The sequence below is a fragment of the Catenulispora sp. GP43 genome, assembly GCF_041260665.1.
In the GTDB taxonomy this organism is placed as follows: domain Bacteria; phylum Actinomycetota; class Actinomycetes; order Streptomycetales; family Catenulisporaceae; genus Catenulispora.
This window is the reverse complement of sequence record NZ_JBGCCT010000004.1, coordinates 38475-61359: the sequence shown is the minus strand read 5'-3', so window position 1 is coordinate 61359 and position 22885 is coordinate 38475. Positions and strand designations below refer to the sequence as shown.

General features: G+C 71.0%; 20 protein-coding genes. 7 read left to right on the top strand and 13 right to left on the bottom strand.

Translation table 11 applies throughout. The features are described 5' to 3' along the window. Window positions 1–36: 36 nt before the first annotated feature. On the top strand, window positions 37–3012 hold the full coding sequence (locus ABH926_RS10570; protein ID WP_370365251.1) for a CHAT domain-containing protein: 2976 nt from the start codon (window positions 37–39) through the stop codon (window positions 3010–3012). On the opposite strand, the gene ABH926_RS10565 is transcribed toward ABH926_RS10570, so the two are convergent. The 4 genes from ABH926_RS10565 to lanKC form a co-directional block, all read right to left on the bottom strand. Continuing rightward, entirely contained in the window at window positions 2956–3792 is an 837-nt protein-coding gene (locus ABH926_RS10565) for a response regulator transcription factor (RefSeq protein WP_370365250.1), read from the bottom strand. The two genes, ABH926_RS10570 and ABH926_RS10565, sit on opposite strands and share 57 nt — an antisense overlap. A gap of 63 nt (window positions 3793–3855) precedes the next feature. Beyond that, entirely contained in the window at window positions 3856–5142 is a 1287-nt protein-coding gene (locus tag ABH926_RS10560; RefSeq protein WP_370365249.1) for an MFS transporter, read from the bottom strand. Then, window positions 5135–5686, bottom strand: coding sequence for a flavoprotein (locus ABH926_RS10555; protein ID WP_370365248.1), 552 nt, complete (start codon window positions 5684–5686; stop codon window positions 5135–5137). Before ABH926_RS10555 ends, ABH926_RS10560 begins: the two co-directional genes overlap by 8 nt. Then, on the bottom strand, window positions 5679–8258 hold the full coding sequence (gene lanKC / locus ABH926_RS10550; protein WP_370365247.1) for a class III lanthionine synthetase LanKC: 2580 nt from the start codon (window positions 8256–8258) through the stop codon (window positions 5679–5681). The genes ABH926_RS10555 and lanKC overlap by 8 nt, the downstream gene beginning before the upstream one ends. A gap of 538 nt (window positions 8259–8796) precedes the next feature. Between lanKC and ABH926_RS10545 the strand changes: the two genes are divergently transcribed. Beyond that, window positions 8797–10329, top strand: a complete 1533-nt coding sequence (locus ABH926_RS10545) for a Re/Si-specific NAD(P)(+) transhydrogenase subunit alpha (RefSeq protein WP_370365246.1) — start codon at window positions 8797–8799, stop codon at window positions 10327–10329. 1 nt (window position 10330) lies between these two features. Then, window positions 10331–11722, top strand: a complete 1392-nt coding sequence (pntB, locus tag ABH926_RS10540; protein ID WP_370365245.1) for a Re/Si-specific NAD(P)(+) transhydrogenase subunit beta — start codon at window positions 10331–10333, stop codon at window positions 11720–11722. Between the two features lie 34 nt (window positions 11723–11756). Here pntB and ABH926_RS10535 read toward each other — a convergent pair whose 3' ends face one another. Then, window positions 11757–11942: a hypothetical protein gene (locus ABH926_RS10535; protein WP_370365244.1), complete on the bottom strand. Its 186-nt coding sequence runs from the start codon at window positions 11940–11942 to the stop codon at window positions 11757–11759. Between the two features lie 54 nt (window positions 11943–11996). Here ABH926_RS10535 and ABH926_RS10530 point away from each other — a divergent pair, with 54 nt between their 5' ends. Next, window positions 11997–13151: a GNAT family N-acetyltransferase gene (locus ABH926_RS10530; RefSeq protein WP_370365243.1), complete on the top strand. Its 1155-nt coding sequence runs from the start codon at window positions 11997–11999 to the stop codon at window positions 13149–13151. 39 nt (window positions 13152–13190) lie between these two features. Here the strand turns inward: ABH926_RS10530 and ABH926_RS10525 are convergent, their stop codons facing one another. Continuing rightward, window positions 13191–13550 carry a hypothetical protein gene (locus tag ABH926_RS10525; RefSeq protein WP_370365242.1) on the bottom strand — a complete coding sequence of 120 codons (360 nt, stop codon included), beginning with the start codon at window positions 13548–13550 and terminating at the stop codon, window positions 13191–13193. Between the two features lie 103 nt (window positions 13551–13653). Here ABH926_RS10525 and ABH926_RS10520 point away from each other — a divergent pair, with 103 nt between their 5' ends. Both ABH926_RS10520 and ABH926_RS10515 read left to right on the top strand, forming a co-directional pair. Then, window positions 13654–14331, top strand: a complete 678-nt coding sequence (locus tag ABH926_RS10520; RefSeq protein ID WP_370365241.1) for a serpin family protein — start codon at window positions 13654–13656, stop codon at window positions 14329–14331. Further along, on the top strand, window positions 14312–14911 hold the full coding sequence (locus ABH926_RS10515; protein ID WP_370365240.1) for a serpin family protein: 600 nt from the start codon (window positions 14312–14314) through the stop codon (window positions 14909–14911). The genes ABH926_RS10520 and ABH926_RS10515 overlap by 20 nt, the downstream gene beginning before the upstream one ends. A gap of 47 nt (window positions 14912–14958) precedes the next feature. Here the strand turns inward: ABH926_RS10515 and ABH926_RS10510 are convergent, their stop codons facing one another. Next, on the bottom strand, window positions 14959–15114 hold the full coding sequence (locus tag ABH926_RS10510; protein ID WP_370365239.1) for a hypothetical protein: 156 nt from the start codon (window positions 15112–15114) through the stop codon (window positions 14959–14961). Between the two features lie 448 nt (window positions 15115–15562). Between ABH926_RS10510 and ABH926_RS10505 the strand changes: the two genes are divergently transcribed. After that, the gene (locus ABH926_RS10505; protein ID WP_370365238.1) at window positions 15563–16018 is read left to right on the top strand and encodes a lysophospholipid acyltransferase family protein; all 456 of its coding nucleotides are present in this window, start codon (window positions 15563–15565) and stop codon (window positions 16016–16018) included. Between the two features lie 61 nt (window positions 16019–16079). On the opposite strand, the gene ABH926_RS10500 is transcribed toward ABH926_RS10505, so the two are convergent. Genes ABH926_RS10500 through ABH926_RS10475 form a run of 6 tightly spaced genes read right to left on the bottom strand, consistent with a single transcriptional unit; the run spans window position 16080 to window position 22879 of the window. Next, entirely contained in the window at window positions 16080–17900 is a 1821-nt protein-coding gene (locus tag ABH926_RS10500) for a hypothetical protein (RefSeq protein WP_370365237.1), read from the bottom strand. Window positions 17901–17902: 2 nt separating this feature from the next. After that, window positions 17903–18499: a hypothetical protein gene (locus tag ABH926_RS10495; protein WP_370365236.1), complete on the bottom strand. Its 597-nt coding sequence runs from the start codon at window positions 18497–18499 to the stop codon at window positions 17903–17905. Then, on the bottom strand, window positions 18492–18872 hold the full coding sequence (locus tag ABH926_RS10490; RefSeq protein WP_370365235.1) for a hypothetical protein: 381 nt from the start codon (window positions 18870–18872) through the stop codon (window positions 18492–18494). Before ABH926_RS10490 ends, ABH926_RS10495 begins: the two co-directional genes overlap by 8 nt. Beyond that, the gene (locus ABH926_RS10485; protein ID WP_370365234.1) at window positions 18872–19630 is read right to left on the bottom strand and encodes a molecular chaperone DnaJ; all 759 of its coding nucleotides are present in this window, start codon (window positions 19628–19630) and stop codon (window positions 18872–18874) included. Before ABH926_RS10485 ends, ABH926_RS10490 begins: the two co-directional genes overlap by 1 nt. Window positions 19631–19640: 10 nt before the next feature. Further along, window positions 19641–20840, bottom strand: a complete 1200-nt coding sequence (locus ABH926_RS10480; protein WP_370365233.1) for an AAA family ATPase — start codon at window positions 20838–20840, stop codon at window positions 19641–19643. After that, window positions 20837–22879, bottom strand: a complete 2043-nt coding sequence (locus tag ABH926_RS10475) for a 26S protease regulatory subunit (protein WP_370365232.1) — start codon at window positions 22877–22879, stop codon at window positions 20837–20839. The genes ABH926_RS10480 and ABH926_RS10475 overlap by 4 nt, the downstream gene beginning before the upstream one ends. Between the last annotated feature and the right edge of the window lie 6 nt (window positions 22880–22885).

Sequence of the window (22885 nt, the reverse complement as noted above, 5' to 3'; positions counted from 1 at the left end):
GCTTGGTCACGGGAAGTATCGCATACGGAACGGACCGTGGATGTGGATGAGGTTGCGGACGGCCAAACCGGACAGTTCCTTGAACAGGCATGGAGTACCTTCGGGGCGCTCATCGAGGACACGACCGGTGTGGTGCCGGCCGCGGAGTCCGAGGCCGAGCACATCAGTGCTCTGGCAGCCGTCGGCCGGGCGATGCCGGAATGCGTCGCCGCGGGCGGGAATGGATACTCCGAGCTCCTGTGCCTCCTCAGCAGGCTGATCGGCTATCTGCCCGAGACCCATCCGCGCCGGGGTCAGCTGGTGGCCGCCGTCAGCGTGAGCATCAAGGGGATCCTCGGGCCGGAGGGGTCGGTGCGCGACATCACCGGCCATCCCCTGCTGGAAGGGGATCCCCGGACCACCATCGAGTCGATGGTGGGCGCCGTGCGGTCCGCCCTGGTGTCGCTGCGTCGCGAGGATCCGCTGGTGGGCGACCTGCTCAGCGCGCTCCAATCGGCGCTGACGCTGCGCTTCGCCGTCGGCGGGGACCTGCGGGATCTGCACCTGCTGGTCACCGCCGCGCGCGCGGCCGTCCGTCTGGAACCCGCCGACTCGGCGTTCCGGCCGTTCCGTCTGCTGGACCTCGCCGGGGCCTGGCACCGCCTGGGCTCGCGCGACGGCGACGAGCGCCACCTCAACGCCGCGATCGAGATCGGCCGACGCGTCGCCCCCGAGATCCCCGCCGACGACTGGCGGCACCCGCTGGCCCTCCACAAGCTCGGCGTCATGCTGGCGGAGCGCTACGAGTGGGTCGGCAACAGCGCCGACCTGGACGATTCCATCATGTGGCGCCGCGAGGCGATCGCATCCTTCGAGCGCCTGCATCCGTCCGTGTCCTCGCCCTCGCGCGAGGAGGCCGAGGTTCGCATGTTCCGCTCCGGCCTCATGGCCGCGCTGAACACCCGCTACGCCCGCAACCACGACCGGGCCGATCTCGACGACGCACTCGCCATCGGCCGCGAGAACGTGACGGCGGACCAGCCGTCGAGCCGGGTCCCGGGTGAGGCCTCGATCCGCAACAACTACGCGTCGTCGCTCTACCAGGCGGGGCTGGCCGACCACGACGCCCGCATGCTGGTGCGCAGCGCGCGCATCTACCGGGATCTGATCGCCGTGGACCGGGACCTCGTCTCCCGGCGCCGGCTCGCCTCCGACAGGGCTCTGACATTCAGCGCCATCCACCAGGTCACCGGCGACCGGGTCGCCGTGGACCGTGCGGTCACCCTCTTCGAACGGATCCGCGACTCGATGGATCCGCAGGATCCTGATGCGGCCGTCCAGTTCGGCCATCTGGCCCACGCATACCTGCGGCGATACGAGGCGGTGGGCGACGCGTCGGATCTGGAGAACGCCGCTCTCGCGTACCGCTCCGCCTCCGAGGTCCTCCGCGGAAGGCTGCTGCACCGCCTCAGGGCCGCCTACGCCTGGGGGCGTTCGCTGGCCAGGCTGGGGGAGTGGGACCGGGCGCTGGAAGGCTTTCAGGCGGCGGTGGCGCTCCTGGCCGAGGTCGCCGTGCCCCGCCTGCGGCCAGGCGACCGGCTCGAGGTGATGGCCATGGTCTTCGGCCTGCCCGACGCGGCGGCCGACTGCGCGCTGATGACGTCCGGGCCCGAGCGGGCGCGCAAGACCGTCGAGCTGCTCGAACAGGCGCGCGGCGTGCTCGCCGAGCAGTCGTTGGGGACCGGTGACGACGCCGCGTTGCGCGCGCTCGACCCCGTGCTCTGGCAGATCTACGAGCGGCGCCTGAGCGACGGGGACGCGGCGGTGGACCCCGCCGTCTGGCGCGAGACGCTCGCGCGCATCCGTATGCTGATTCCGGATTTCCACCGGCTGCCGTCGATCAAGGATCTCCTGGCGGACGCCGGCGACCGCACGGTGGCCTACATCGTCGTGAGTGAGCACCGGGGCCACTGCGTCGCCGTGCACCGAAAGCGTCTGGTCGTCGTTCCGCTGGAGATGGACCGGGACTGGGTCGTCGATGCCGCGAGCGCTTTGTACAAGGGGCTCGGCGTAGCCCTCGGCGAGAACCCCGGTGAGCCTCGTATCAAGGGAGAGTCCGCCGTCGTCGATGTTCTCGGCCGGATCTGGGAGACCGTGGCGCGTCCCGTGCTCGACGCCCTCGGCTTCGACGGCCCTTCGCCGCCGGACGAGCGGGGACCCCTGCCCCGGATGTGGTGGATCCCGTGCGGGCTCACCGCCCTGCTGCCACTGCACGCCGCAGGACGGTGGGATCCGGAGGCCGAACGGTGGTCCGACTCGGTGCTGGACCGGGTCGTCCCGTCCTACGCGGCGACGCTGCGCGGCTTGGTCAACCGGGGCCGCCGACCCGTCGAGGACGCAGCCGAGGACGCCGGACAGGATCCGGACGTCGTCGTCATCGCACCGGACGACCCCTCCCTGCCCGGACTGCCACGAGAGCGCGCGATCCTGGAAGACTACGTGCCCCAAGGCAGCCGAGGCGTCGTGCTGACCGAGGCGGACCTGCCCTCGCAACATGTGGTCGAGCGCCTTGCCCGATGCCGGGTGGCGCACCTCGCCTGTCACGGCGAGTGGGACCGTACGGATCCCCACGGCTCCGGCTTCCGGCTCGGGCCGTCACAGACCCTGACCGTGCGCGAACTCGCGCGCCTCGACCTCCCGCACGCCGAACTCGCCTACCTGTCCGCGTGCAACACGGCATTGAGCCTGACCTCGGCCCTGCAGACGCTCGACGAGGGACTCACCCTGGCCACCGCCATGCACGTCGCCGGATTCCGCAACGTCGTCGGATCCTGGTGGCCGGTGAACGACCTGATCGCGGTCAGGATGGTGCGCGAACTCTATGCCGCGATGGCATCGGACCCCGGCGGAGGCGATCGCCGCATCGATCCAAGACTGAGTCCGACAGCGGTGCACTCGGCGGTGAAAGCCCTGCGATCACGCAACCCGGGCCGGCCCAGCCTCTGGGCTGCGCACATCCATGTCGGCGGATGAGCCGCCAGGAGCAGCCGGAATGCCGACCAGGCCCAGTTCCTGAGCCGCCAGCACCGTCTGCAATCGGTCCACCGTCCCGAGCTTGCGGTAGATGTTCTGCAGGTGTTTGTGCACTGTGCGCTTGGAACACTCCAGGCGGTGGGCCATCGCGTCCACGGTCAGGGACTGCGCCAGGAGTTCGAGGACGCGGTGCTCGCGTTGGGTCAGGATGCTGATTTTCCCGCCCGTCGGCGAATCAGGGTTCAGAGGTTCCGAACCCGCGCGGTGGGTGCTGAGCGACTTCTTCACCGCGGCCGCCGTCAACGGCTTCAGGGTCGCCAGGAGGGATCGGTGCCAGGGGAACCCGCGGCGGGATGTCCCGAGGATGTAGAAGTGGGACTGACCCGCCGGGGCCGGGAGCGGCATCGACAGGTATGTCTCGCACCCGATGGCCTCCCGCACGAGTTCGTCCCAGCTCGGCGACCAGGCCAGGTCGGACCGGGCGGTGCCGCTGGGGGCGAGGATGCGCTCATCCCGGGTCCGTGCGTAGTGCGCCACCAGCGGATGGCGGTCCAGCAGCGGCCAGACGCCGTCGTGCCGGCATTCGCTGTCCGGGCACGAGATCTGGTCCCATATCGCGTCCCGGCTCAGGACGATGGCGCCGGGTTCCAAGCAGAAGTGCTCGGCCAGATGGGACCGCATCGACTGGACCGGCTCGACCCGGTCCGCGGTCTCCAGCAGGAACACCGCCAGGTCCAGGACCTTCGCAAGTTCGCCGCGCGACAGCTCCGAAGCCGACATCGTTCTTCCTCCCCCGATGTCCAGCGCCTGCCGTGGGCGGTCAGGCCGATGCGCAGAGAATATTCACCCGCGTCCGATATGCGCGTCATGTGTTCCACTCAGCGGAACAGCCGACAGATCAGGAGCTGCCGGGTGCGCCTCGGCCAGCGCGGTCGTGCGGCGGAAGGCCGGCGCCATGCTGAGAGCCAGCACGACGGACAGCACCGCGCAGTCCAGTCCCAGCGCGGCGCGCGTCGAGTAGCGCTCGACGAGGAATCCGTTGACCAGCGCCGCGAACGGATAGAGGCTTCCGCCGATGAGGAACAGCGCTCCTTGCACCCGGCCGGTCAGCTCAGCCGGCACGAGCGTGTAGACCCGGACGTTCTTCGGGATCACCACGATCGGTCCCAGGAGCGCGACGCCGGCGAAGCAGGCCGCGACGACGACCGGTTCGGCAGCGGCCGTGGCGCCGAGCGTGAGCAGCACGATCCCCGCGGTGACGCTTCTGATGATCCGGTCCTCGTCCACCTCCCCGAACCGGGGCGCGAGCGCGGCCCCGGCCATGCTGCCCAGCGCCGCCAGCGCCAGGGCCGGACCCAGCAGCCGTCCGTGGTGCTCGCCGCCCACCGCCACCACCACGACGAAGCCGAGGCCGGCCGTGCCGAAGTTCATCAGCGCCGACCACAGCATCAGGATCATGAGATAGCGCGAGCGGCGGACGAAGGCGAGCCCGACCACGAGATCCCCGCGCAGCGTGAAGTCCTCGTCCTTCCCGCCACCGCCGAGCGGCCGGCGGACCAGTAGCAGCAGCGCCAGGCTGGCCAGATAGCTCGCGGCGTCGACGGCGAAGGGCACGGCGGGGCCGGCGGCGAACAGCAGGCCGCCCAGCAGCGGTCCGGCCAGCTGGACCGCAGCACCCTGCATCTGTCCCAGCGCCAACGCCGTGGCCCGGCGCGGTTCCGGCACGACTTCCGGCATCGCCGCCATCGCCGCCACGTTGGCCGCCGCGCTGAACACGCCCTCGGCGGTGAGGCAGATGATCAGCCACAGAACGATGTCCCCCGGCCGCTTGAGAGCGGCCCCGGTCATCACCGCCAGCGCCACCGCCCGGACGGCGTCGGCGGTCAGCAGTACCGCCCGCCGCGCAAGCCGGTCGGCGATGACGCCGCACGGCAGCTGCACCGCGAAGAAGACCACGAACCGGCACGTCGCGACCACCCCCGCGAGCCGCGGCGAGCCGGTCTGGCGCAGGACGAGCAGCGGGACGGCCAAGGCGGTGAACTGCGATCCCAACGCCGAGAGCCCGGCCCCGATCCACAGCCTCCGGAACGTCGTGTCGCCGAACAACGTCCGCGCCGCCCGGTCAGCCATCACGCTGCTCCCACCAGCGGCCGACGATCGCCGCGGCCTCGTCCGGCCCCGGCATGATCAGGCTCTCCACGATGCGCCGCTGCCACATCTCGTACGCCTGCCCGGGCTGCGGATCGACGACCACGTGCCCCTCGGCGCGCAGCACGCTCACATGCTCGCGCGTGGTGCCCCGCCGCCACATCACCTGGTTCATGCTGGGGAAGAACAGCGTCGGCGGCTCGGCCGTCAGCAACACGGTCTGCGCGGGCGTGCCGGCCAGCCCCACCGCCGCGGCGGCCAGCGTGTGGGCGGTGGCCGGCAGCACGACCACGCCCCGGGAACGCAGCGCGAACTCGGTCGGATTCAGCCGGGGATCCTCGCCGGCGAAGCACTCGTCGGCATACCAGTTCACGATGTCCGGCGAGACGAACCGCTGGGCGGAGTGCGTCACCAGGACCCTGATCGGCTCCTCGCCGATCTGCCGCCGGATCCTGGACAGGTAGTGCGGCAGCGACAACGCGGCGCTGGATCCGCAGACGATCACTGACAGGGCACGGTCAAGCATGGTGGCCGTCCAGCAAGTGGTCGACGGTGAAGTTGAAATCGCCGGGCGTGCGCTCCAGGCGGTCCAGGACCAGCGCGATCCCCGCGCTGCCGGTGGCGTAGTCGGTGCTGAACCGCACCAGGGACTCGCCGGGGAACGCCACTCCTTCCGGTTGCAGACTCGCCAGGCTGCGGATCGCCGCGCAGATGCGCGTCGCGTTCTGCCGGTACTCCGGCGCGTCGAGCAGCTCGGCGTAGTCCAGAGCCGCGTTCGCCATCCCCGCCATGCCGTTGAACAGCGCCGGGCTGACGCTCATCCCGGCGACCCGCGACCGCATCAGCCGGTCCAGCAGCGCGCGCAGCCGCGGATCGCCGGTCACGCGGCAGAACCGCACCAGCGCCGTCCCCATGCCGGCGGCGCCCCCGGACCAGTACGGGGTGGACGTGCCGCCGCCGACCCGCTGTGGGAACGACACCATCACGTCGTCGTGCTCGATGGCCTGGGCCAGGTCGTGATCGAGCGCGCGGCGGCCGATCCTCAGGTGGCGCTTGTCCCCGGTCAGGCAGGACAGGGACAGCAGGAACGTGGCGACACCGGCCGAGCCCCGGTCGTAGCCGACCGGTCGGGAGGTCCGTCCGGCGACCGGCCAGTGCAGGCCCTGGCCGTCGTCCTGGCCCGAGGCGGCGAGGTCGCGGCCGATGCGTTCGGCGTGCTCCAGGAAGCGCTCGCCGCCCGGCGCACTGCCCAGCGCCAGGCACGCCGTCCCGATTCCGGCCCAGCCCGACAGGATGTCTGCCGGCATCTCCGGCCAGCCCGCGGCATCGGCCAGCGCCGAGTCCAGGATCTCGCGGGCCCACTCGGTCTCGCCGATGTCGTGCAGCGTCCACGCCACCCCGGCGCGGCCCGTGTACAGCCCGGGCGGGACCTTCGCCAAAGCCGGGCCCGACCGGCGCATCCAGTCCCGGACCGGCTCGGGGACCTCGCCGGTGATGCGATGTAGAGCCCTGACGACGCCGGCCGCGCCATAGGCGACCGACCAGGGATTCGTCGCCGTGGCCGCGGGATCGGCCGGGAAGAGCCGGTCGTCGCGCTCCGGGGTCGCCACCGCGGCGGCGAAGTCCATGGCCCGCGCGGCGAGCTCGGCCGGGCCGGGCAGCTCGTCCAGCGCGGTGTCGGTGGCGATCCCCAGACGGTCGAGCAGCTCCCCGACGGGGCGGCCGAGGCGTTCGGCGAGGAACTGCGCGGACCGCGCCAACGCCGCGGCGTCCAGGTCGCGGTAGGTGGGGCGGGGCATGAGCATCGCCAGCTCCGCCGCGTCGATGCCGTAGCCGTCGATGATCCGGCCGTCGCGGATGCCGGCGGTGTCGGCCGGTGCGAACCCCGCTGTGTGCGGATAGCCTTCCTGGTCCTCCGCCAGCGGCCGTACGGACTCGAAGTCGATCAGGCGCACGTCATGGGTCCGCGGGTCGACGATGATGTTGGTGAGCGACAGGTCGCCGTAGGTCAGGCCGACGGCGTGGCAGGCCTCGATCGCGCGGCGCAGGCCCGCCACGGTCGAGGCGATGACCGACCGGTAGCGCCGTACGGTGCCCGGGTCGTCGATGTTGCGGGTCAGCGGGTGGTTCGCCCCGATGAAGCTGATCAGGGCCAGGCCGTCGATGAACTCCTCGGCCAGGAACAGGTGCTCCCACTCCTCGAACAGCTCGATCGGCTCCGGCGCCACACCGCTGCCCTTGAGCCGGGTCAGGGCGTCGAACTCGCGGCGGAGCCGGTCCTGCGCGGTGGTTCCGGTCTCGCTGAAGCCGGTTTCGGCGCGTGCCTCCTTCAGGACCACCTGGCGACCGTCGCTGACCCGCTCGGCAAGGTAGACGCCGCCGGTCCCGGAGTAGTGCAGAAGCCTGATAACCCGGTAGCCGTGCAGCGTATGAGACTGCTGTTCCGCCTCCGCCTCATCCTCCGGAAGCAGTTCGTCGACCCACGGCGGCCGGCGGTAGACCGGGGCGCGCTCGTCGCGCCAGGTCTGGCCGTGCGGGCCGGTGACGATCGGGATCCGGTCACCGTCGGGGCTGCGCCGGCCCAGCGCGCGGAACTCGCCGTAGCGGTAGAACAGCGCTTCGGAGCCTTCGTAGCGGCGGTCCGTGAGCACATACGGGCCGCGGATGTCCTTCAGTGACGGTGCGAGCTCGGCGAGCAGCTCGCGGCACTCCTCGGCGGAGCGCGGATAGATCGCGATGACCTTGCCGACCTGTCCCGGGGCCCACCAGCGGGCCGAGCTCATCCGGACGAAGCGGAGGTCCCGCAGGCACTTGAAGTTGAAGGGCTTGTCCCGGAAGTGGGCACACACCGCGTCCAGCGCCGCCGGCGCCTGGTCGGCCCGCGCCGAGACATGGATCTTCCATCCGTGGTCGGGCAGCTCCGGAAGCCGGCCGGACCGCGCGACCGCCCAGATGTCCGTGATGTGGACCTCGGCGTTCCTGCCGATCCCCACGGCCATCCGCGCGGCGAGGTCGTCCTCGGTCGCCAGCCGCGCCAGGACGTCGTAGAACCGCGGATCCGCCTTCGCGGCGCTGACATACCCATCGAACCTGCGCATCGTTCTCCCCCACACATCCCTTGGATTCGGGCTCCCACACGGCGGTGCCGGCCGGCCGTGCGGCCGGCCGGCACCTCGGGGAGATGGTCGGTCAGCAGTGGTCGCTGACCGCGCTCGTCTGGCCGCAGCTGAACGACGGGGTGCCGAACAGGCCGCGCTCGGTGTCGTCGTCGATCACGAGCTCGGCCAGGCCCAGGACGTTGTTCATGATTCCTCCAAGGATTCATGGCGGTATGGACTGGTTGGTCGCTTGTGCGACCCCCCGTCATCCATGGTCGGCACTCGCGGCGCGCCGGGCTATGCGTACCGGTGCGTATGGACGAACCCTGAGATGCGCTGGTACATGACCGATCTCACACACCCCCCAGCTGCGTGAAGGCGGACGTCGTCGGGGAAAGTAGTTGACGGGTCGCCCTGATCGTCAGCTCGCGTACGTCCGTCCCGTTTCCCGTGGAGGAGTAACGATGCTCGAAGCCGTCACCGTCGCCACCGCACCATCCCCGATCGGCAAAGCCGGCAAGCCCTTGGTGGAGCTGCCGTGCTGATCGGGGTGCTCAAAGAGGCGCGCGCCGGGGAGACCCGGGTCGCCGCCACCCCCGCGACCGCCGCCCAGCTGCTGAAGCTGGGATACGACGTGATCGTCGAGCCCGGTGCGGGGGAGAAGTCCGGCTTCTTCGACAGCGCGTACGCCGAAGCGGGAGCGACCGTCGGCTCAGTGGTGCACGCCGACGTCGTCATCGGCGTCAACGCCCCGACCGCGGTCCAGCTCGACGCGGTCGAGGACGGCGCGACGGTGATCGCGCTGCTGGCCCCGGCGCTGAACCCGGAGACGGTCGAGGATCTGGGCCGGCGCCCGATCACCGCCCTGTCGATGGACGCCGTGCCGCGCATATCGCGGGCCCAGTCCCTGGACGTGCTGTCGTCGATGGCCAACATCGCCGGCTACCGGGCGGTCGTGGAGGCGGCGCACGTGTTCGGCCGGTTCTTCACCGGCCAGGTCACCGCCGCGGGCAAGGTCCCGCCGGCGAAGGTGCTCGTGGTGGGCGCCGGAGTCGCGGGGCTGGCGGCGATCGGCGCGGCGGGCTCGCTGGGCGCGATCGTGCGCGCCACCGATCCGCGTCCGGAGGTGGCCGACCAGGTGAGGTCGCTCGGCGGGGAATACCTGTCGATCACCTCGCCCGAGGTCGAGGTGTCGGCCACCGGCTACGCCAAGGAGATGGGCGCCGACTACAAGGTCCTGGAGGCGCAGCTCTACGCCGACCAGTGCCGGGACGTCGACATCATCGTCACCACGGCCCTGATCCCGGGCCGCCCGGCGCCGCGCATCATCACCGCGGAGATGGTGGCCTCGATGAAGCCGGGCTCGGTGATCGTCGACATGGCCGCGGCCAACGGCGGCAACGTCGAGGGCACCGTCAAGGACCAGGCGGTCGTCACCGCCAACGGGGTGACCGTCATCGGCTATACCGACCTCGCCGGGCGGCTGCCCGCGCAGGCCTCGCAGCTGTACGGCACCAACCTGGTCAACCTGTTCAAGCTGATGACGCCGGGCAAGGACGGCGAGCTGGTCCTGGACTTCGACGACGTCGTGCAACGCTCGATCACGGTGGTCCGGCAGGGTGAGTCGACCTGGCCGCCGCCACCGGTCCAGGTGTCCGCCAGCCCGGCCCGGACGCCGGCCGCACCCGCCCCGGCCGTGGCGAAGGCGGAGAAGACGACCAGCCCGGCGGTGAAGTGGGGCCTGCTCGGCGGCGGCCTCGCGGCCTTCCTCCTGGTGCTGGCCGCCGCACCGGCGCCGATCCCGGCGCACTTCTCGACGCTGATGCTGGCGATCGTCATCGGCTACTACGTGATCGGCCACGTGGCGCACGCGCTGCACACCCCGCTGATGTCGGTGACCAACGCGATCTCCGGGATCGTCGTGGTCGGCGCGCTGGTGCAGATCGGTTCGCACGACCGGGCCGTGACCGTGCTGTCGGCCGTGGCCGTCCTGGTGGCCAGCATCAACATCTTCGGCGGTTTCGCGGTGACCCGGCGCATGCTGGCCATGTTCAGCAAGGGGGACGACTGACATGTCCGTGGTATCCGTCGTCGGCGCCGCGGACATCGTCGCCGCGCTGTTGTTCATCCTGTCCCTCGCGGGACTGTCCAAGCACGAGACGTCCCGGGTCGGGCTGCGCTTCGGCATCGTCGGCATGGCGCTGGCCCTGACCGCCACCGTCTGGCTCGCGGTGAAGGGCGCCGACGAGGTCCTGCCGGTCGTCCTGCTCTTCGGCGCGATCGCGGTCGGCGCCGCGATCGGCTTGTGGCGGGCCAGGATCGTGGAGATGACCGGCATGCCGGAGCTCATCGCGCTGCTGCACTCGTTCGTCGGCCTGGCCGCGGTCGCGGTCGGCTGGTCGGGCCATCTGGAGCATCCGTCGTACGACCTGCAGTCGCTGGCGCGCATCCACTCCGCCGAGGTCGCCGTCGGCGTGTTCATCGGGGCGGTGACCTTCACCGGCTCGATCGTGGCCAACCTGAAGCTGTCGGCCCGGATCGGGTCCAGTCCGCTGATGCTGCCGGGCAAGAACCTGATCAACCTCGGTGCGCTGGCGGCGTTCGCGGTGCTCACCGTGGTCTACGTCGCCCGTCCGTCCGCGGTCGTGCTGACCGTGCTGACCGCGCTGGCGCTGGCCCTGGGCTGGCATCTGGTCGCCTCGATCGGCGGCGGCGACATGCCGGTGGTGGTGTCGATGCTGAACAGCTACTCCGGCTGGGCCGCGGCCGCCTCCGGCTTCCTGCTCGACAACGACCTGCTGATCGTGACCGGCGCGCTGGTCGGGTCCTCCGGCGCGTACCTGTCCTACATCATGTGCCAGGCGATGAACCGCTCGTTCATCTCCGTCATCGCCGGCGGCTTCGGCATCGAGGCCGGCCCCGCGCAGGACCGGGACTACGGCGAACACCGGGAGATCACCGCCGACGGCGTCGCCGAGATGCTGCGCGACGCCGGCAGCGTGGTCATCACGCCCGGCTATGGCATGGCCGTGGCGCAGGCGCAGCACGGGGTCGCCGAGCTCACCCGCAAGCTGCGCGCCAACGGCGTCGAGGTCCGGTTCGGGATCCACCCGGTCGCCGGCCGCCTGCCGGGGCACATGAACGTGCTGCTGGCCGAGGCCAAGGTGCCGTACGACATCGTGCTGGAGATGGACGAGGTCAACGACGACTTCGCCGCCACGGACGTGGTCCTGGTGATAGGCGCCAACGACACCGTGAACCCGGCCGCCTCGGAGGACCCGGCCAGCCCGATCGCCGGGATGCCGGTCCTGACCGTGTGGGAGGCCGAGAACGTGGTCGTGTTCAAGCGGTCCATGGCCTCCGGCTATGCCGGTGTCCAGAACCCGCTGTTCTTCCGGGAGAACTCCGCCATGTTGTTCGGCGACGCGAAGGACCGGGTGGAGGACATTCTCAAGGCGCTGTGAAGGAACCGCACTGTGAAAGAACCCTGACACCGGGTCAGGGCGTGATGGTGATGACTGCCTCCTCGGTGGTCGCCGCGGTGACGGTGACGGTGAAGATCCCCGTCGCCGCGGCGTAGCCGACGGACCCGACACTGCCCGTGGTGGTGGTGGCGGTCGGCGCCTCATACCTTTCGACTAGACCGAAATCACTACGCCCCTTTATCGCGACATCACCGGCCACACCCCTAGGATGAACCGCCGCCCAGAGGGGCGAGCATCTGAACTGGGGGTACGAGTGGTGTCGGCGTCGGCCAAACGGGAACCAGACTGGACCGCAGAGGTCATCTGGGGAACCGATGCCCTGGACACCCTCGGGGAGGACTGGGACCGGCTTTACATGCGCTGCTCGGCGGCGACTCCGTTCCAGTCCCGCATCTGGCTCTCGTCCTGGTGCCGGTGGTACGGGTCGGCGAGCGGTCGGCTGTGCGTGGTCGGTGTGCGGCACCAGGGTGTCCTGGTCGCCGCCGCAGCGTTCGTGCTCACCAGGCTGCGGCTGTGGCGGGTGCTTCGCCCCGTCGGTGTGGACCAATCGGACTTCTGCGACGTCCTCCTCGACGACTCCGGCGACGGCGTGCCGGAGGCGCCGGCGATCGTCGAACGCCTGACCTCGGCGATCCGCAGTGAGCTGTGCTTCGACCTGCTGGACTTCCCCGAGGTACGCCCGGACAGTGTCCTGGCCCGGGTCCGCGACGCCTGGGGGAGCGGGTCGACGGAGATCCCCAGCGAGACGTGTCTGTCCTTTCCCGGCATCCCGATGGAGCAGCACGTCGAGGCGATCGACGCCGCCAAGACCCGGCAGCGGCTGCGCAAGAGCCTGCGCGATCTCGACCGGGTCGGCGTGGAGGTCCGCCTGGTGCCGGTGGCCGAGTCCGAGGACGCGATGGTCAGGTTCCTCGACCTGCACCGTCGCCAGTGGGCCGATCGTCCGGTCAACGCCGAGCACCTGACCGAGCGGTTCAGGAGGCATCTCACCACTGTTCTGCAGGCGTCGACCGAGGCCGGTGAGAGCTGCGGCTTCCAGGCCCTGCTCGCGGAGTTCTCGCTGAAGAACAAGGAAACGCTCGAAGTGGAGCATGTCGCCTCCGACTTCCTCATCGTCGGCAGGTCCATGGTCGGCAGGTACCTCTACGGCTACCTGCCGAGCACGAGGTCCCGCATAGACGTGTTCCTCGCCATCACCCGTACCGCGATGGCGTGGACCACCGAACGAGGACTTCCGGAGATGTCGCTGCTCCGCGGCGCCGAGCCGCACAAGTACCGGCTGCACCCGAACGCGGCGCAAAGTGTCCGCATCGTCCTGGCGGACGGGGCGTGGGGCGCCGTCGGACTCTGGGCGATCCGAGGCCGGTGCTTCGCGGCGAAAGCCGTCAAGCGCTTGTTGGTCCAGTAGCGCCGTTCCATACCTCGCGCGCGGTCGGGTCGTAGGCGGTCACCTCGCTGCCGGTAGTAGGCGACGTCGCGCACCACCGCCTCGACGAAGCCGTCGCGGCCGTCCACCGGCGATCAGGTCGAAGGCGCCGTCCGCGAGGTTCTCGATGAGCTGCAGCAACAGCGCGGTCTTGTCGCGGAAGTGCAGATAGAACGTCGAGCGGGCCACCCCGCGAGTGGCTGCTCGCCATGCGTCCTCGGCCAGGCCGCCGTGCGGGTCGGGGCCGGCGGTGGGCAGGTTCACCGTGGTGCTGGGGTGGCCGAGCGCGTCGAGTTCGGCACGCAGCAGGTCGAAGGTCGAGGGGCGGTGCCAGGCACCGTGGACCAGGACGAAGGTGGTGGTCACGAGTGGGGTCTGCATGCCCTCCGTCCTGAGCCGTCTGCGGCGGGAAAACGCTTCGATCATGCGCGGAACCGGATGGGAGTATGTCGGACGACGGTAGCGCCTATCACTGGAGCCTGACATGGGCAGCTCGCGGCTCGTCCAGCCGACCCGCGCGGTCAATCGGATGACCCAACGCTGGATCCGGAACTGCTCGGACGAGTCGTCAGTGTTCTGCGCCCCGTCGACCTGGCCGCTGCTCGCGCTGCTGGCCGGCGCCGCGGAAGGCCCCGGCCGCAGGGAACTGGAACACGCGGTCGGGCTGCCGGCCACCGACAGCCGGGCCGGGGCGCTCCAGGTGCTGGGCCTGCTCCGCGGCATGACGTCCGTTCGATCGGCGCTCGGCCTGTGGGTCGGGGAGCGGTTCCCGCTCGATCCGCAGTGGACGGCCGGGCTGCCGCTCGGCACGGTCGGCCTGCTGACCGGGGAACCCGCTGTGGACGGCCCGCTGCTCGACGACTGGGCCGGGAAGCACACCGACGGCCTCATCGACACGATGCCGGGCGCGGTGTCCCCGGACACGCAGCTGCTCCTGGCGGCGGCGATGTCAGTACGGACGCGCTGGGCCCGGCCGTTCGCCGATGTCGGTCTGCCGATCAGGGGCGACGCCGGTCCGTGGGAAGACCAGCGCTATTGCCTGCTGCGCCGTTGTCACCCGGATCCTGGACCGCGTCAGCGTCGGGGCGACACGGTACGGCGAGGTCACGTGCCTGGAGGTCGTCGGTACGGACGGTGTGACCGTGTACCTGGTGATCGGTGAGGAGGGACGTCCGGCGCGGGAGGTGCTTCAAGGGGGCCTGCTCGCCCGCACCGGATACGGCCGCAAGGGCGGGGAACTGCGCATCGGCGACACGGCTCCCGGCCTGGTCGTGGAGCGTGTTCCCGACGACGCGACGGACGACCGGCTCCTGGTCCTGACCCCGCGGTTCCGGGTCGGAGCCGACCACGACCTCCTCGACCGCCCCGAGGTGTTCGGGCTGGCGACCGTGACGGACACCGGCCGCGGCCACTTCCCCGCGATCAGCCCGGAGCCGTTGGCCGTCTCCCAGGCAAGACAGAGTGCTGCGGCGATGTTCACCGCCGACGGATTCGAAGCGGCGTCGGTGACCGCCGTCCTCGTGACCGCCGGGGGAAGGCCACCGGTGCCCGCGAGGACGGTGAAGCAGGTTCGCGTCGAGTTCGATCGCCCCTTCGGGTTCCTCGCGCTGCACCACAGATCCGGTCTCATCATGGCGGCGGGTTGGGTCGCGGAGCCCGAGGCGTACCAGCCGTCGGCGGAGGAGATCGAGATCGAGGCTCACTTCCAGGCGTGGATGGAGGCGGAGGCGCAGGGAGAGTAGGCCTGGGCCGCGTCCCCGCGCGACACTTCGCCCCTTCTGCTTCGTCCCTACTGCTTCGGCTCGATGCAGAGCTCGTGTTCGCCGGTGTGCTGGGTGAAGTCGTAGACGACGGGGCCGCCGCCGCAGTCGCCGCCGAGATCGGACGCTATCTGCTTGATGACGGTGAAGTTCGCGCCCGGCGACGAGCAGGGGACGAGCCGCACGGCGGCGCTGAACTGCCCGTTGGTGACCGCCCCGGTGGGCCCGTGGAGGCAGTCGCCGGCCTTGGCGCTCCAGAGGTCGGCGCTGGTCTGCGGTGCGTTCGGGGTGGACGGACTGGCCGGAGATGTCGATCATGATGTCGGAGCAAGAGGTTTATCGGTACCTCAAATGGGTTGTCATTTCGAATACTGATCCCTGGACGTACGTCAACAGAAGACCGCTGAGGCCGACCCCGCGGGCCTCGTTCGATTCCGGTCTTGATATATACGCACGCTATTCGGTGAATCTGTCTCGGATGCTCTGGGCAGCGTTTCAGATGGCACGCACTCCACCGGGGAGGGCTGGAATTTGTCGCCCCCTAGTCTCAGGGAGTCACTGATGACCTTCGCGTATCGAGTCTGTCGTGCCGTGGGGTGTGTCTTCGTGCGTGGGTAGGGCCGCTTGGGCGTTATGGGGCTGGAGGCCGTCCCTCGCTCAGGCCCGGTGGTCCTCATTGCCAACCATGACAGCCCACTGGACGCTCTGGTCATCGCCGTTGTGGGAAGGCTTCTTGATCGGCTCGGACAGCTCCCGATCGAGCGGGGGACAGGCGATTCAGCCGGCCTCGATGCTGTAGTGGAGACCTTGCGAGCCGGGGAGTGTATCTGTGTCTTTCCCGAAGGGACCTTGTCCCGTGGCACCCGTCAGCGGATTCGCAGTGGTGCCGCGCGCTTGCTTTCCGCTGTTCCTGACGCCGCGCTGGTCTGCTGCGCTGTGATCGGGAGTGGGGCGGTTTCGCGCTCTCGATTCAGAGGGAGGGCAGGCGTGGTCTTCTTCAAGGCGACGCAGACCGAGGGCTCTACGGCCTCGGAGATCGTTGTCGAAGCCATGGACGTCATCAGGACGGTTGCTCCACGAGCGTCGTGAGCTGACGGAACGTGTAGCCAGTTCTTGGGCGCACCTTGCGGAGAGACCGAGGGGCTCAGCCTCAGGAATCACGCCTTCGCACGTCTTCATGCTGAGAGGCCTCACGGGCAGCGAGTTCGAAGAGATGCGCGGCCCGCCGGAAATCCCTGTTGTTCTCATAGATCTCGGCAGCTCGCACCAACTCACCTCTACGTTCGGCGAGCCAGGCTTGCTCGCGCCAGCTCATCGGCTGTGGGGTGGCCCATTCGGAATAGCCGGGAAGCTCTGTCACCGGGACGGCCGGGCGCGGGGTCACCGGCTGCCGTTCCTGCCCGGTAGCGGCGCGCGGTACGTCCGCGCGGTCGGCCGGCGGCTGCGGGGTGATGACCGGCTCGGGTTCCGGGCGCTTGTCGAAGGCGTCGAGGGCCTTCGCGACATCGGCCGGAACTTGGAGGTCGAGCGGCGGCCGGTTGCCGGTCCACAGGGTCCAGATCGGCTGGCACGTGGTCAGGTCGAAGGCCAGAGCCCGGTCGCTGCGTATCACGACGACCGCGCGTGTCTCGCTGGTCGGGAAGAGGCGCCGGCGCGCCTCCGGCGGGAGGGCCGGTTGAAGGCGGCGGCCCAGCGGCAGGTAGAGGGGTCCCGGGCCGATCCGGTAGACGGGTTCGCCGACGGCCAGCTGGTCGAGCAGGCCGCCGGGGGCCAGGACCAGGTGGTGGTCGCGGCCGCGGGCGAGCAGGGCGGACTCCGCGAGGGGCCGGCCGGCCAGCAGGTCGGGCAGACAGGCCAGGTCGGCGTCGTCGAGCAGCATGGCGTCCACGGCCGTGCCGGACGTGGTCGCGGCCACGAGGCGGAGCTCGGGCGGGTCCGGGCGGGTGCCGTCGGCGGTCGATTCCGGTGGGGCGTCGACGAGCTCGTAGTCGTCGGTCAGGCGCACCAGGCCGGCGCCGTCGTGGTAGGTCCCGCCGCTCCGGGTCGTCACGGCATGGCAGCCGAAGGCGGTCTCGGCGAGCACCCAGGTGCCGGTCGTACTGTGCCCGGCCAGGGTCGCGAGGTGGTGGTCGGGAAGCGGGGAGGCCAGATGGTCCTGGACCAGCAGATGCTCGCCGACCCGTCGGCAGGTCAGCACGAAGGGATCGCGTCGCAGAGCACTGATGAAGGCCGGAGGGAGCGGTCCCGACGGGCTGCGCAGGACAACTTCGAACCGCGTGTCACGCCGGTCGGACTCGTCGAACAACGGACTCAGCGTCACGACTCGATAGGTGACGGCCAGGTCCAGGTCCAGGGCTCGCTGCACGACCGCCGCCAACCCGAACCCGGGCACCAGCACCGCCAGCTCGGATCGCCTGCGGGCCGGGGCCGGGTGCAGGCCGGCGGTGCGGACCACCTCCAGCAGACCGACATCGCCCAGGTCCGGCGGCGTGTCCGGGTCGGCTCCCGGGCCGTCGCCGGACGGCGGCGGTCCCCAGAGCCGGTCGCGCACCAGGCCGCCGTGGAGCTCCACATACGGCGTGCCCCGCGTCGCGGACGTGAGTTCGCGCCCTACGTCGATAGGGAGTTCGGCCACGGCCCACCACGCGCCGGCCGACGGCGAGTGCGCGATCCGCAGCGTGTCGGCGCGGCCGAGATCACCGACCTGGCCGGCGAACACCAGGGTGGCCGCCGCGGTGTGGAACCGGCCGCCGACCCGGTCGGGGGAGACCGGCCCGGGATCGCTGCCGCCGGTTCCGGGACTCGGTGGCGGCGGCGATCCCGGGCCGCTCGGCGCGTCGTCCCGAAGCTCGGTGACGACACCCCTCGGCGGACGCCTGGTCCCCTCGGCCGGCGGGTTCGGCGTCGGCGCGGACCCGCCCGGTGCCGCAGGCCGCTGATTCGGTCGGTCCTGGTCGCGTCGATATGCCATGATCAGCGCCCGGCGGAGTAGGCGGAGGCGGACCCCCGAGCGGGCAGCACGAGTTCGCACTGCAGGACTTTCCGGGACCAGGAGGCCCAGCGGTCGGCGGCGTCGACCCGTCCGCTGCGGACACCGGCCGCGTACAGCAGTGCCACCTGATCCTCCCGCCCCATACACGTCGCGACGGTCACCGCCCACTGCTCCACGTAGTGGTCGGGAACGCCCCCGGGCTTCTCCAAGTACGCGCAGGCATCGGCCAACACCCGCAGCGGGCCGAAATCGGCGCGCTGCTCGGCCACGTCGCACCGGGCCAGCGCGAGTCTCCAGCGCAGCTGCGCGACGACGGTCCGGGGCGGCCCGGCGGCCTTCAGGGCGCGCGCCTTCGCGATGTCGCCGACGTGGTGGGCGAGATGCCAGATCGCGAAATCGGCCATGTCGGCGGCGGCGTAGGCGTCGGCCGCTTCGCGGTGCAGCCCGAGTTCCGAGTACAGGACGGCAGCTCGCAGGTACGAGCCCGAGGCGTGGTAGCAGCGTGCTGCCTCGGCGCGTTCACCCGCAGCCAGATAGCATCCGGCGGCGCGGTCGAGGAGGAAAGAGCTCTCAGCCACGCAGCGGCCGCCCCTCGGTGCGCGGCGGCGCCTCGCCCTCGTCCGGTCGGTCCCGGTCCCGGTCCTGGTCTCGGCTTCGGTCCTGGTCTCGGCTTCGGTCCTGGTCCCGGTCCCGGTCCCGGTCCCGGTCCCGGTCCCGGTCCCGGTCCCGGTCCCGGTCCGGACCGGCCTGGGTGCGCTCCGGCGGCGCGACGCCGGCGGGCAGCTCTTCGACGACGGCGTGCTGTTCGACGACCCGGCCGATCTCGGCGGCAACCCGGTCGTGCCGGGCGTCGTGGTCGGCGGCCGGGGCGCGGCGGTCGACGTCCTCGACGAGGAACGTCCGGACCTCGCCGGTCGCGGCGTCGAACCGGAATCTGACCCGGACCCGCATCAGTTCACGTCCAGCTCGAACTCGATGTCGATGACACCGCCGTCTTCGGTGCAGTGCAGATGGTCCGCGCCACGGCTCCGGGCATAGGCGGTGATCGCGTCGCGGTAGGCGGTGCCGAGCGCCTGATAGAACAGGTTCCGGCCCGCGATGCCGACCGCGGTCAACCGCTCGGCGGCCTCGTCCCGGAGCTGCCCGGAGCGCGCCGCGACGGCCGCCGACAGCTCGGTGTCGGCCTTGCCCTCCGCCTCGGCCAGCACTTCCGCTCCCCGCTGTTCGTCGATCTCGCGGTGGGCCTCGTTCAGGCGGATCCGGGCGGTGGCGTCGAGCCTCGCGGCGGCGTGCTGCTGCGCGCTCCGCCGGGCGTCCTGCTCGGTGACGCCGCCCCACTCGTCGTCGTAGTACATGCCCTCGCCCTCCTCCCGGAGCTCGTCCGTCAGCCGTCCGACCGCGGTGGCCGTGGCCTCGGCGGTCACCGTGACCTCCGCGGTGCGGACGGCGACGATCTCCAACTCGCGGGTGCCCGGGTCGTACCGGACGTACCCGCCGTCGAGGTCGTGCTGGTAGGCGTCGCCCTGCCGCTCCCAGCCCGGGGTCTTGGCGAGCACGGTCGCCAGCGCGGCCAGGGTGGGGGTGCCGAGCATCGCACCGAGCGGCTCGCGGATCCGCACCTCGGCCACGGCCTGGCCGGTGCGTTGAATCTGCCTGCGCACCTGCTGCTCCCACACTTCCGCGATCTCGCGGGTGGCGGTGACGCGCACACGGCGGGGGTTACACATCGTCCAATTCCTCCCGGTACCGCTCACGGAATCTGGTGATGGTGCCGCGGACCTCGTCCTGGATCTCCTTCAGCAGCGCGCCCTCGGCCGGGTGGCTGTTGCGGACCTCCGTGGCCAGCCGGCGCAGCAGCCGCAGCACCTCGTGATACTCCTCCTGCGCGGCCAGCCGCTCCTGACGGGCCAGGAGTTCGCGCAGATCGATCCTGATGTCGGCCAGATCGCGGACCCGGTGCCCGGACTCCGAGACCGGGACGCCGTGACCGGTGACGACCCGGCGGAACACCGCTTCGTCGCGGCCGTCCGCCCACACGTGGACCAACGCCGCGAGGTCCGCCTGCTCCGCCTTCGCGCGGCCCGCGAGCAGCGCGGAGGCGGCGATCACCTTCTGGGCCTTGACGGCCCGGCGGTCCGAGAAGACCGCGCCCTGCTCGCGCAGGTCCCTGATGATCCGCGCGTACGTGGCGCTCACCGGCCCCAGATCGACGGCGGCCAGCGACTGCTGGAGCACACGCAGATCGGCCATGCTGAACACGGCCCGGTCTCGTGGGACCTCAGCCCCGGCGAGGCCGGACCGGGCGATGATCCGGCGTTCGTCGGACCAGCCGACCGCGAGCAGGTCCTCGATCTCGTCGTCGGCGACGTACTCCAGGCGGCAGCGCAGCAGGAACCGGTCGCCGAAAGCCGCGAGCACCGGATCGTCCGGCACCTCGTTGGTGGCGCCCAGCAGGGTGATGAGATTGCACCGCTCGACGGTGGCGCCGTTGTGGAAACGCCGGTCGTTGATCAGCGTCAGCAGGGTGTTGAGAATCGCCGAGCTGCCCTGGAACACCTCGTCGAGGAAGGCCAGGTGGGCTTGCGGCAGCATGCCGTCGGTGTTGACCCGGTACTCGCCCTCGTGCTGGAACCGGTGCACGTCGAGCGGGCCGAACAACTCGGCCGGCTCCGTGAACCGGCTGAGCAGGTAGGTGAACGGCGGGCTGTCCAGGAGCTCGCCGAACCGGTTCAGCAGCGCCGTCTTGGCCGTGCCCGGCGGTCCGATGAGCAGCACGTGCTCCCGGCACAGCATGGCCAGGCCGATCAGGTCGATGGTCTCGCCGCGGCCGACGAAGTCGTTCTTCAGCTGGTCCAGACGGCTGGCGAAGGTGCGCGCCACGATCCGGCCGCGAAGGGGGTCGGTCCTGCTCTCGGTCATCGGGGGAAGACCTCCCTGGCCGGGTCGGTGCCGGTCGCCGCGGGCCGGCCGGCCCCCGGCGGGTCCGTCGAGGCGTCGTCCTGCATGTCGTCTCCGGTGCGCGGTACCAGGACCACGCGGGCGTTCGTCTCCTGCCGGCCGCGCGCCGCGGCCCGCCGGGCGGTGGCCGCGGTGCTCCGGTCGGCGTCGCGCTGCTGCCGGCCGCGCCGGAGCGCGCCGACGAGCTCGCCCAGCCGGCGCGCGTCGACCGGGCGGCGGCTGCCGGCGAGTTCGTCGGCCCGGCCGTCGCGGAAGATCGACCGGATGTCGTCGCCGTTGAGGCCGTCGGTCGCCCGGCCCACCGCTTCGAGCAGCGCCGGGCTGGCGGCCACCCCGAAGTGCGCGGCATGCCAGCGGGCGATCTCCACGCGCGCGGCGGCATCGGGCAGGTCGATGCGGATCGGCCGGAAGCGGCTGGGCCGCAGCAGCGCCTCGTCGATCAGGTCCAGGCGGTTCGTGGTCCCGATGATGAGCACCGGCACCTCGGGACGGAACCCGTCGAGCTCGGTGAGCAGCTGCGCGACGATCGCGTTGCCGGCCCGGCTGCCGCCGTCGTCACGGCCGCTGCGCTGGGCGGCGATCGAGTCGAACTCGTCGAAGACGACCACCGCGGGCGCGTTCCGGCGGGCCTCGGCGAACAGCTCGCGGACCTTGCGCTCGCTCTCCCCGACGTACATGTCGGTGACCTCCGGCCCGGACACGACGAGCAGGGTGCCGCCGAGCGTGCTCGCGATCGCCTTCGCGAACAGCGTCTTGCCGGTGCCCGGAGGCCCGTGGAAGATGAAGCCGCGCGGCACCAGATCGTGACGCAGTGCTTCAGGCAGGTCGGCGGCCCCTCCGATGATGGCCAGGGCCTGCGCGAGTTCGCGTTTGACCTCGTCATAGCCGCCGATGGCGTCGAACGTCACGTTCGGCACCTCGAACGAGGTGGAGGTCCGGGCCTTGAAAGTCCGGACCTCGTTCAGCAGATCGGCGAACGTCAACTCCTCGGCGGACGCGTCCTGGCGCGCGTGCTGATGGAACGCGAAGCGGATGGCGTGGCGCAGCCGCACCGCGTTCATACCGGCGACGTGCTTGTACAGACCGGCGGCGTCGAAGTCCTTGAACAAGCCGGCCTCCTCGCGGGTCACCAGGGCCTGTCCGACCGGCACCCGGCTGTCGTCCGCGGTCGCGACCTCTCGCGGCAGGATGTCCACGGCCAGCCTGACCGCGAACCGGTTCGCCAGGACCTCGGGGACGTTCAGCGATGGATCGATGAACCCCAGCAGCACACACTCGGCCTGCTCGTAGAGCGCTTCGGTGAGGTCGCGGGCCTCGCTGGACAACGCGCTGTCGGTGCCCCCGGCGAGCAGGTCGAGGTACGGCACGACCAGGACGTCCCCCGGCGCGGCCCGGGTGACCGCGTCCTTGAGCGCGGCGAGCACGTCGGCGCGGCTGTTCGACCCGAGGCCGGGCAGGATCGGCGCATCGGTGCCCGCCGCCCGGATCTGCTGGCTCGGCCGGCCCGACCTGCCCGCCATCTCGCCCGCCAGATGCTCGACGAGAAGCTTCTCGCACCGGATCAGCACCGACAGGCCGCGCTCCAGGTAGGCGGCCGCGCGGTTGATCTCCGGGGTGTGCGCCAAGAGCACCGCCTCCCGCTCGCTCAGCGTCTCCGGATGGCCGGGCTTCGCGTACAGCGGAGGCTGCTTCTCGACGGCGACGGCGACGGCCGGCGGCAGATGCGGACCAGGCTCGGTCTCGGCGTGTCCGCCGATGGCGATCCCGGGCGGAACGAACAAGGGCGTGTCCGGACCGGCTGCCTCGATCACGTGGATGACGTTGCAGACCTTCAGTTCCAGGTGCTCCGGGGTCAACGGGGCCGTCGACAGCGCGGGCAGCTCGCGCAGCAGCTCGCCGACCGTGAGGTCCGGCGTGTCCAACTCGGCCATCAGCCACCGGTCACCGAACCGCTGCGGTTCGAAGGGGACGAACCCGATCGTGCGCTTGCCTGGACTCACCTGGTG

Bases quoted from the DNA above. Each gene is read 5' to 3' on its own strand.
- ABH926_RS10490 (WP_370365235.1), bottom strand. From the start codon at position 18,872: ATGCGGGTCCGGGTCAGATTCCGGTTCGACGCCGCGACCGGCGAGGTC.
- ABH926_RS10525 (WP_370365242.1), bottom strand. From the start codon at position 13,550: ATGCAGACCCCACTCGTGACCACCACCTTCGTCCTGGTCCACGGTGCC.
- lanKC (WP_370365247.1), bottom strand. From the start codon at position 8,258: ATGCGCAGGTTCGATGGGTATGTCAGCGCCGCGAAGGCGGATCCGCGG.
- ABH926_RS10520 (WP_370365241.1), top strand. From the start codon at position 13,654: ATGGGCAGCTCGCGGCTCGTCCAGCCGACCCGCGCGGTCAATCGGATG.
- ABH926_RS10555 (WP_370365248.1), bottom strand. From the start codon at position 5,686: ATGCTTGACCGTGCCCTGTCAGTGATCGTCTGCGGATCCAGCGCCGCG.
- ABH926_RS10560 (WP_370365249.1), bottom strand. From the start codon at position 5,142: ATGGCTGACCGGGCGGCGCGGACGTTGTTCGGCGACACGACGTTCCGG.
- ABH926_RS10500 (WP_370365237.1), bottom strand. From the start codon at position 17,900: ATGGCATATCGACGCGACCAGGACCGACCGAATCAGCGGCCTGCGGCA.
- ABH926_RS10505 (WP_370365238.1), top strand. From the start codon at position 15,563: ATGGGGCTGGAGGCCGTCCCTCGCTCAGGCCCGGTGGTCCTCATTGCC.
- ABH926_RS10480 (WP_370365233.1), bottom strand. From the start codon at position 20,840: ATGACCGAGAGCAGGACCGACCCCCTTCGCGGCCGGATCGTGGCGCGC.
- pntB (WP_370365245.1), top strand. From the start codon at position 10,331: ATGTCCGTGGTATCCGTCGTCGGCGCCGCGGACATCGTCGCCGCGCTG.
- ABH926_RS10565 (WP_370365250.1), bottom strand. From the start codon at position 3,792: ATGTCGGCTTCGGAGCTGTCGCGCGGCGAACTTGCGAAGGTCCTGGAC.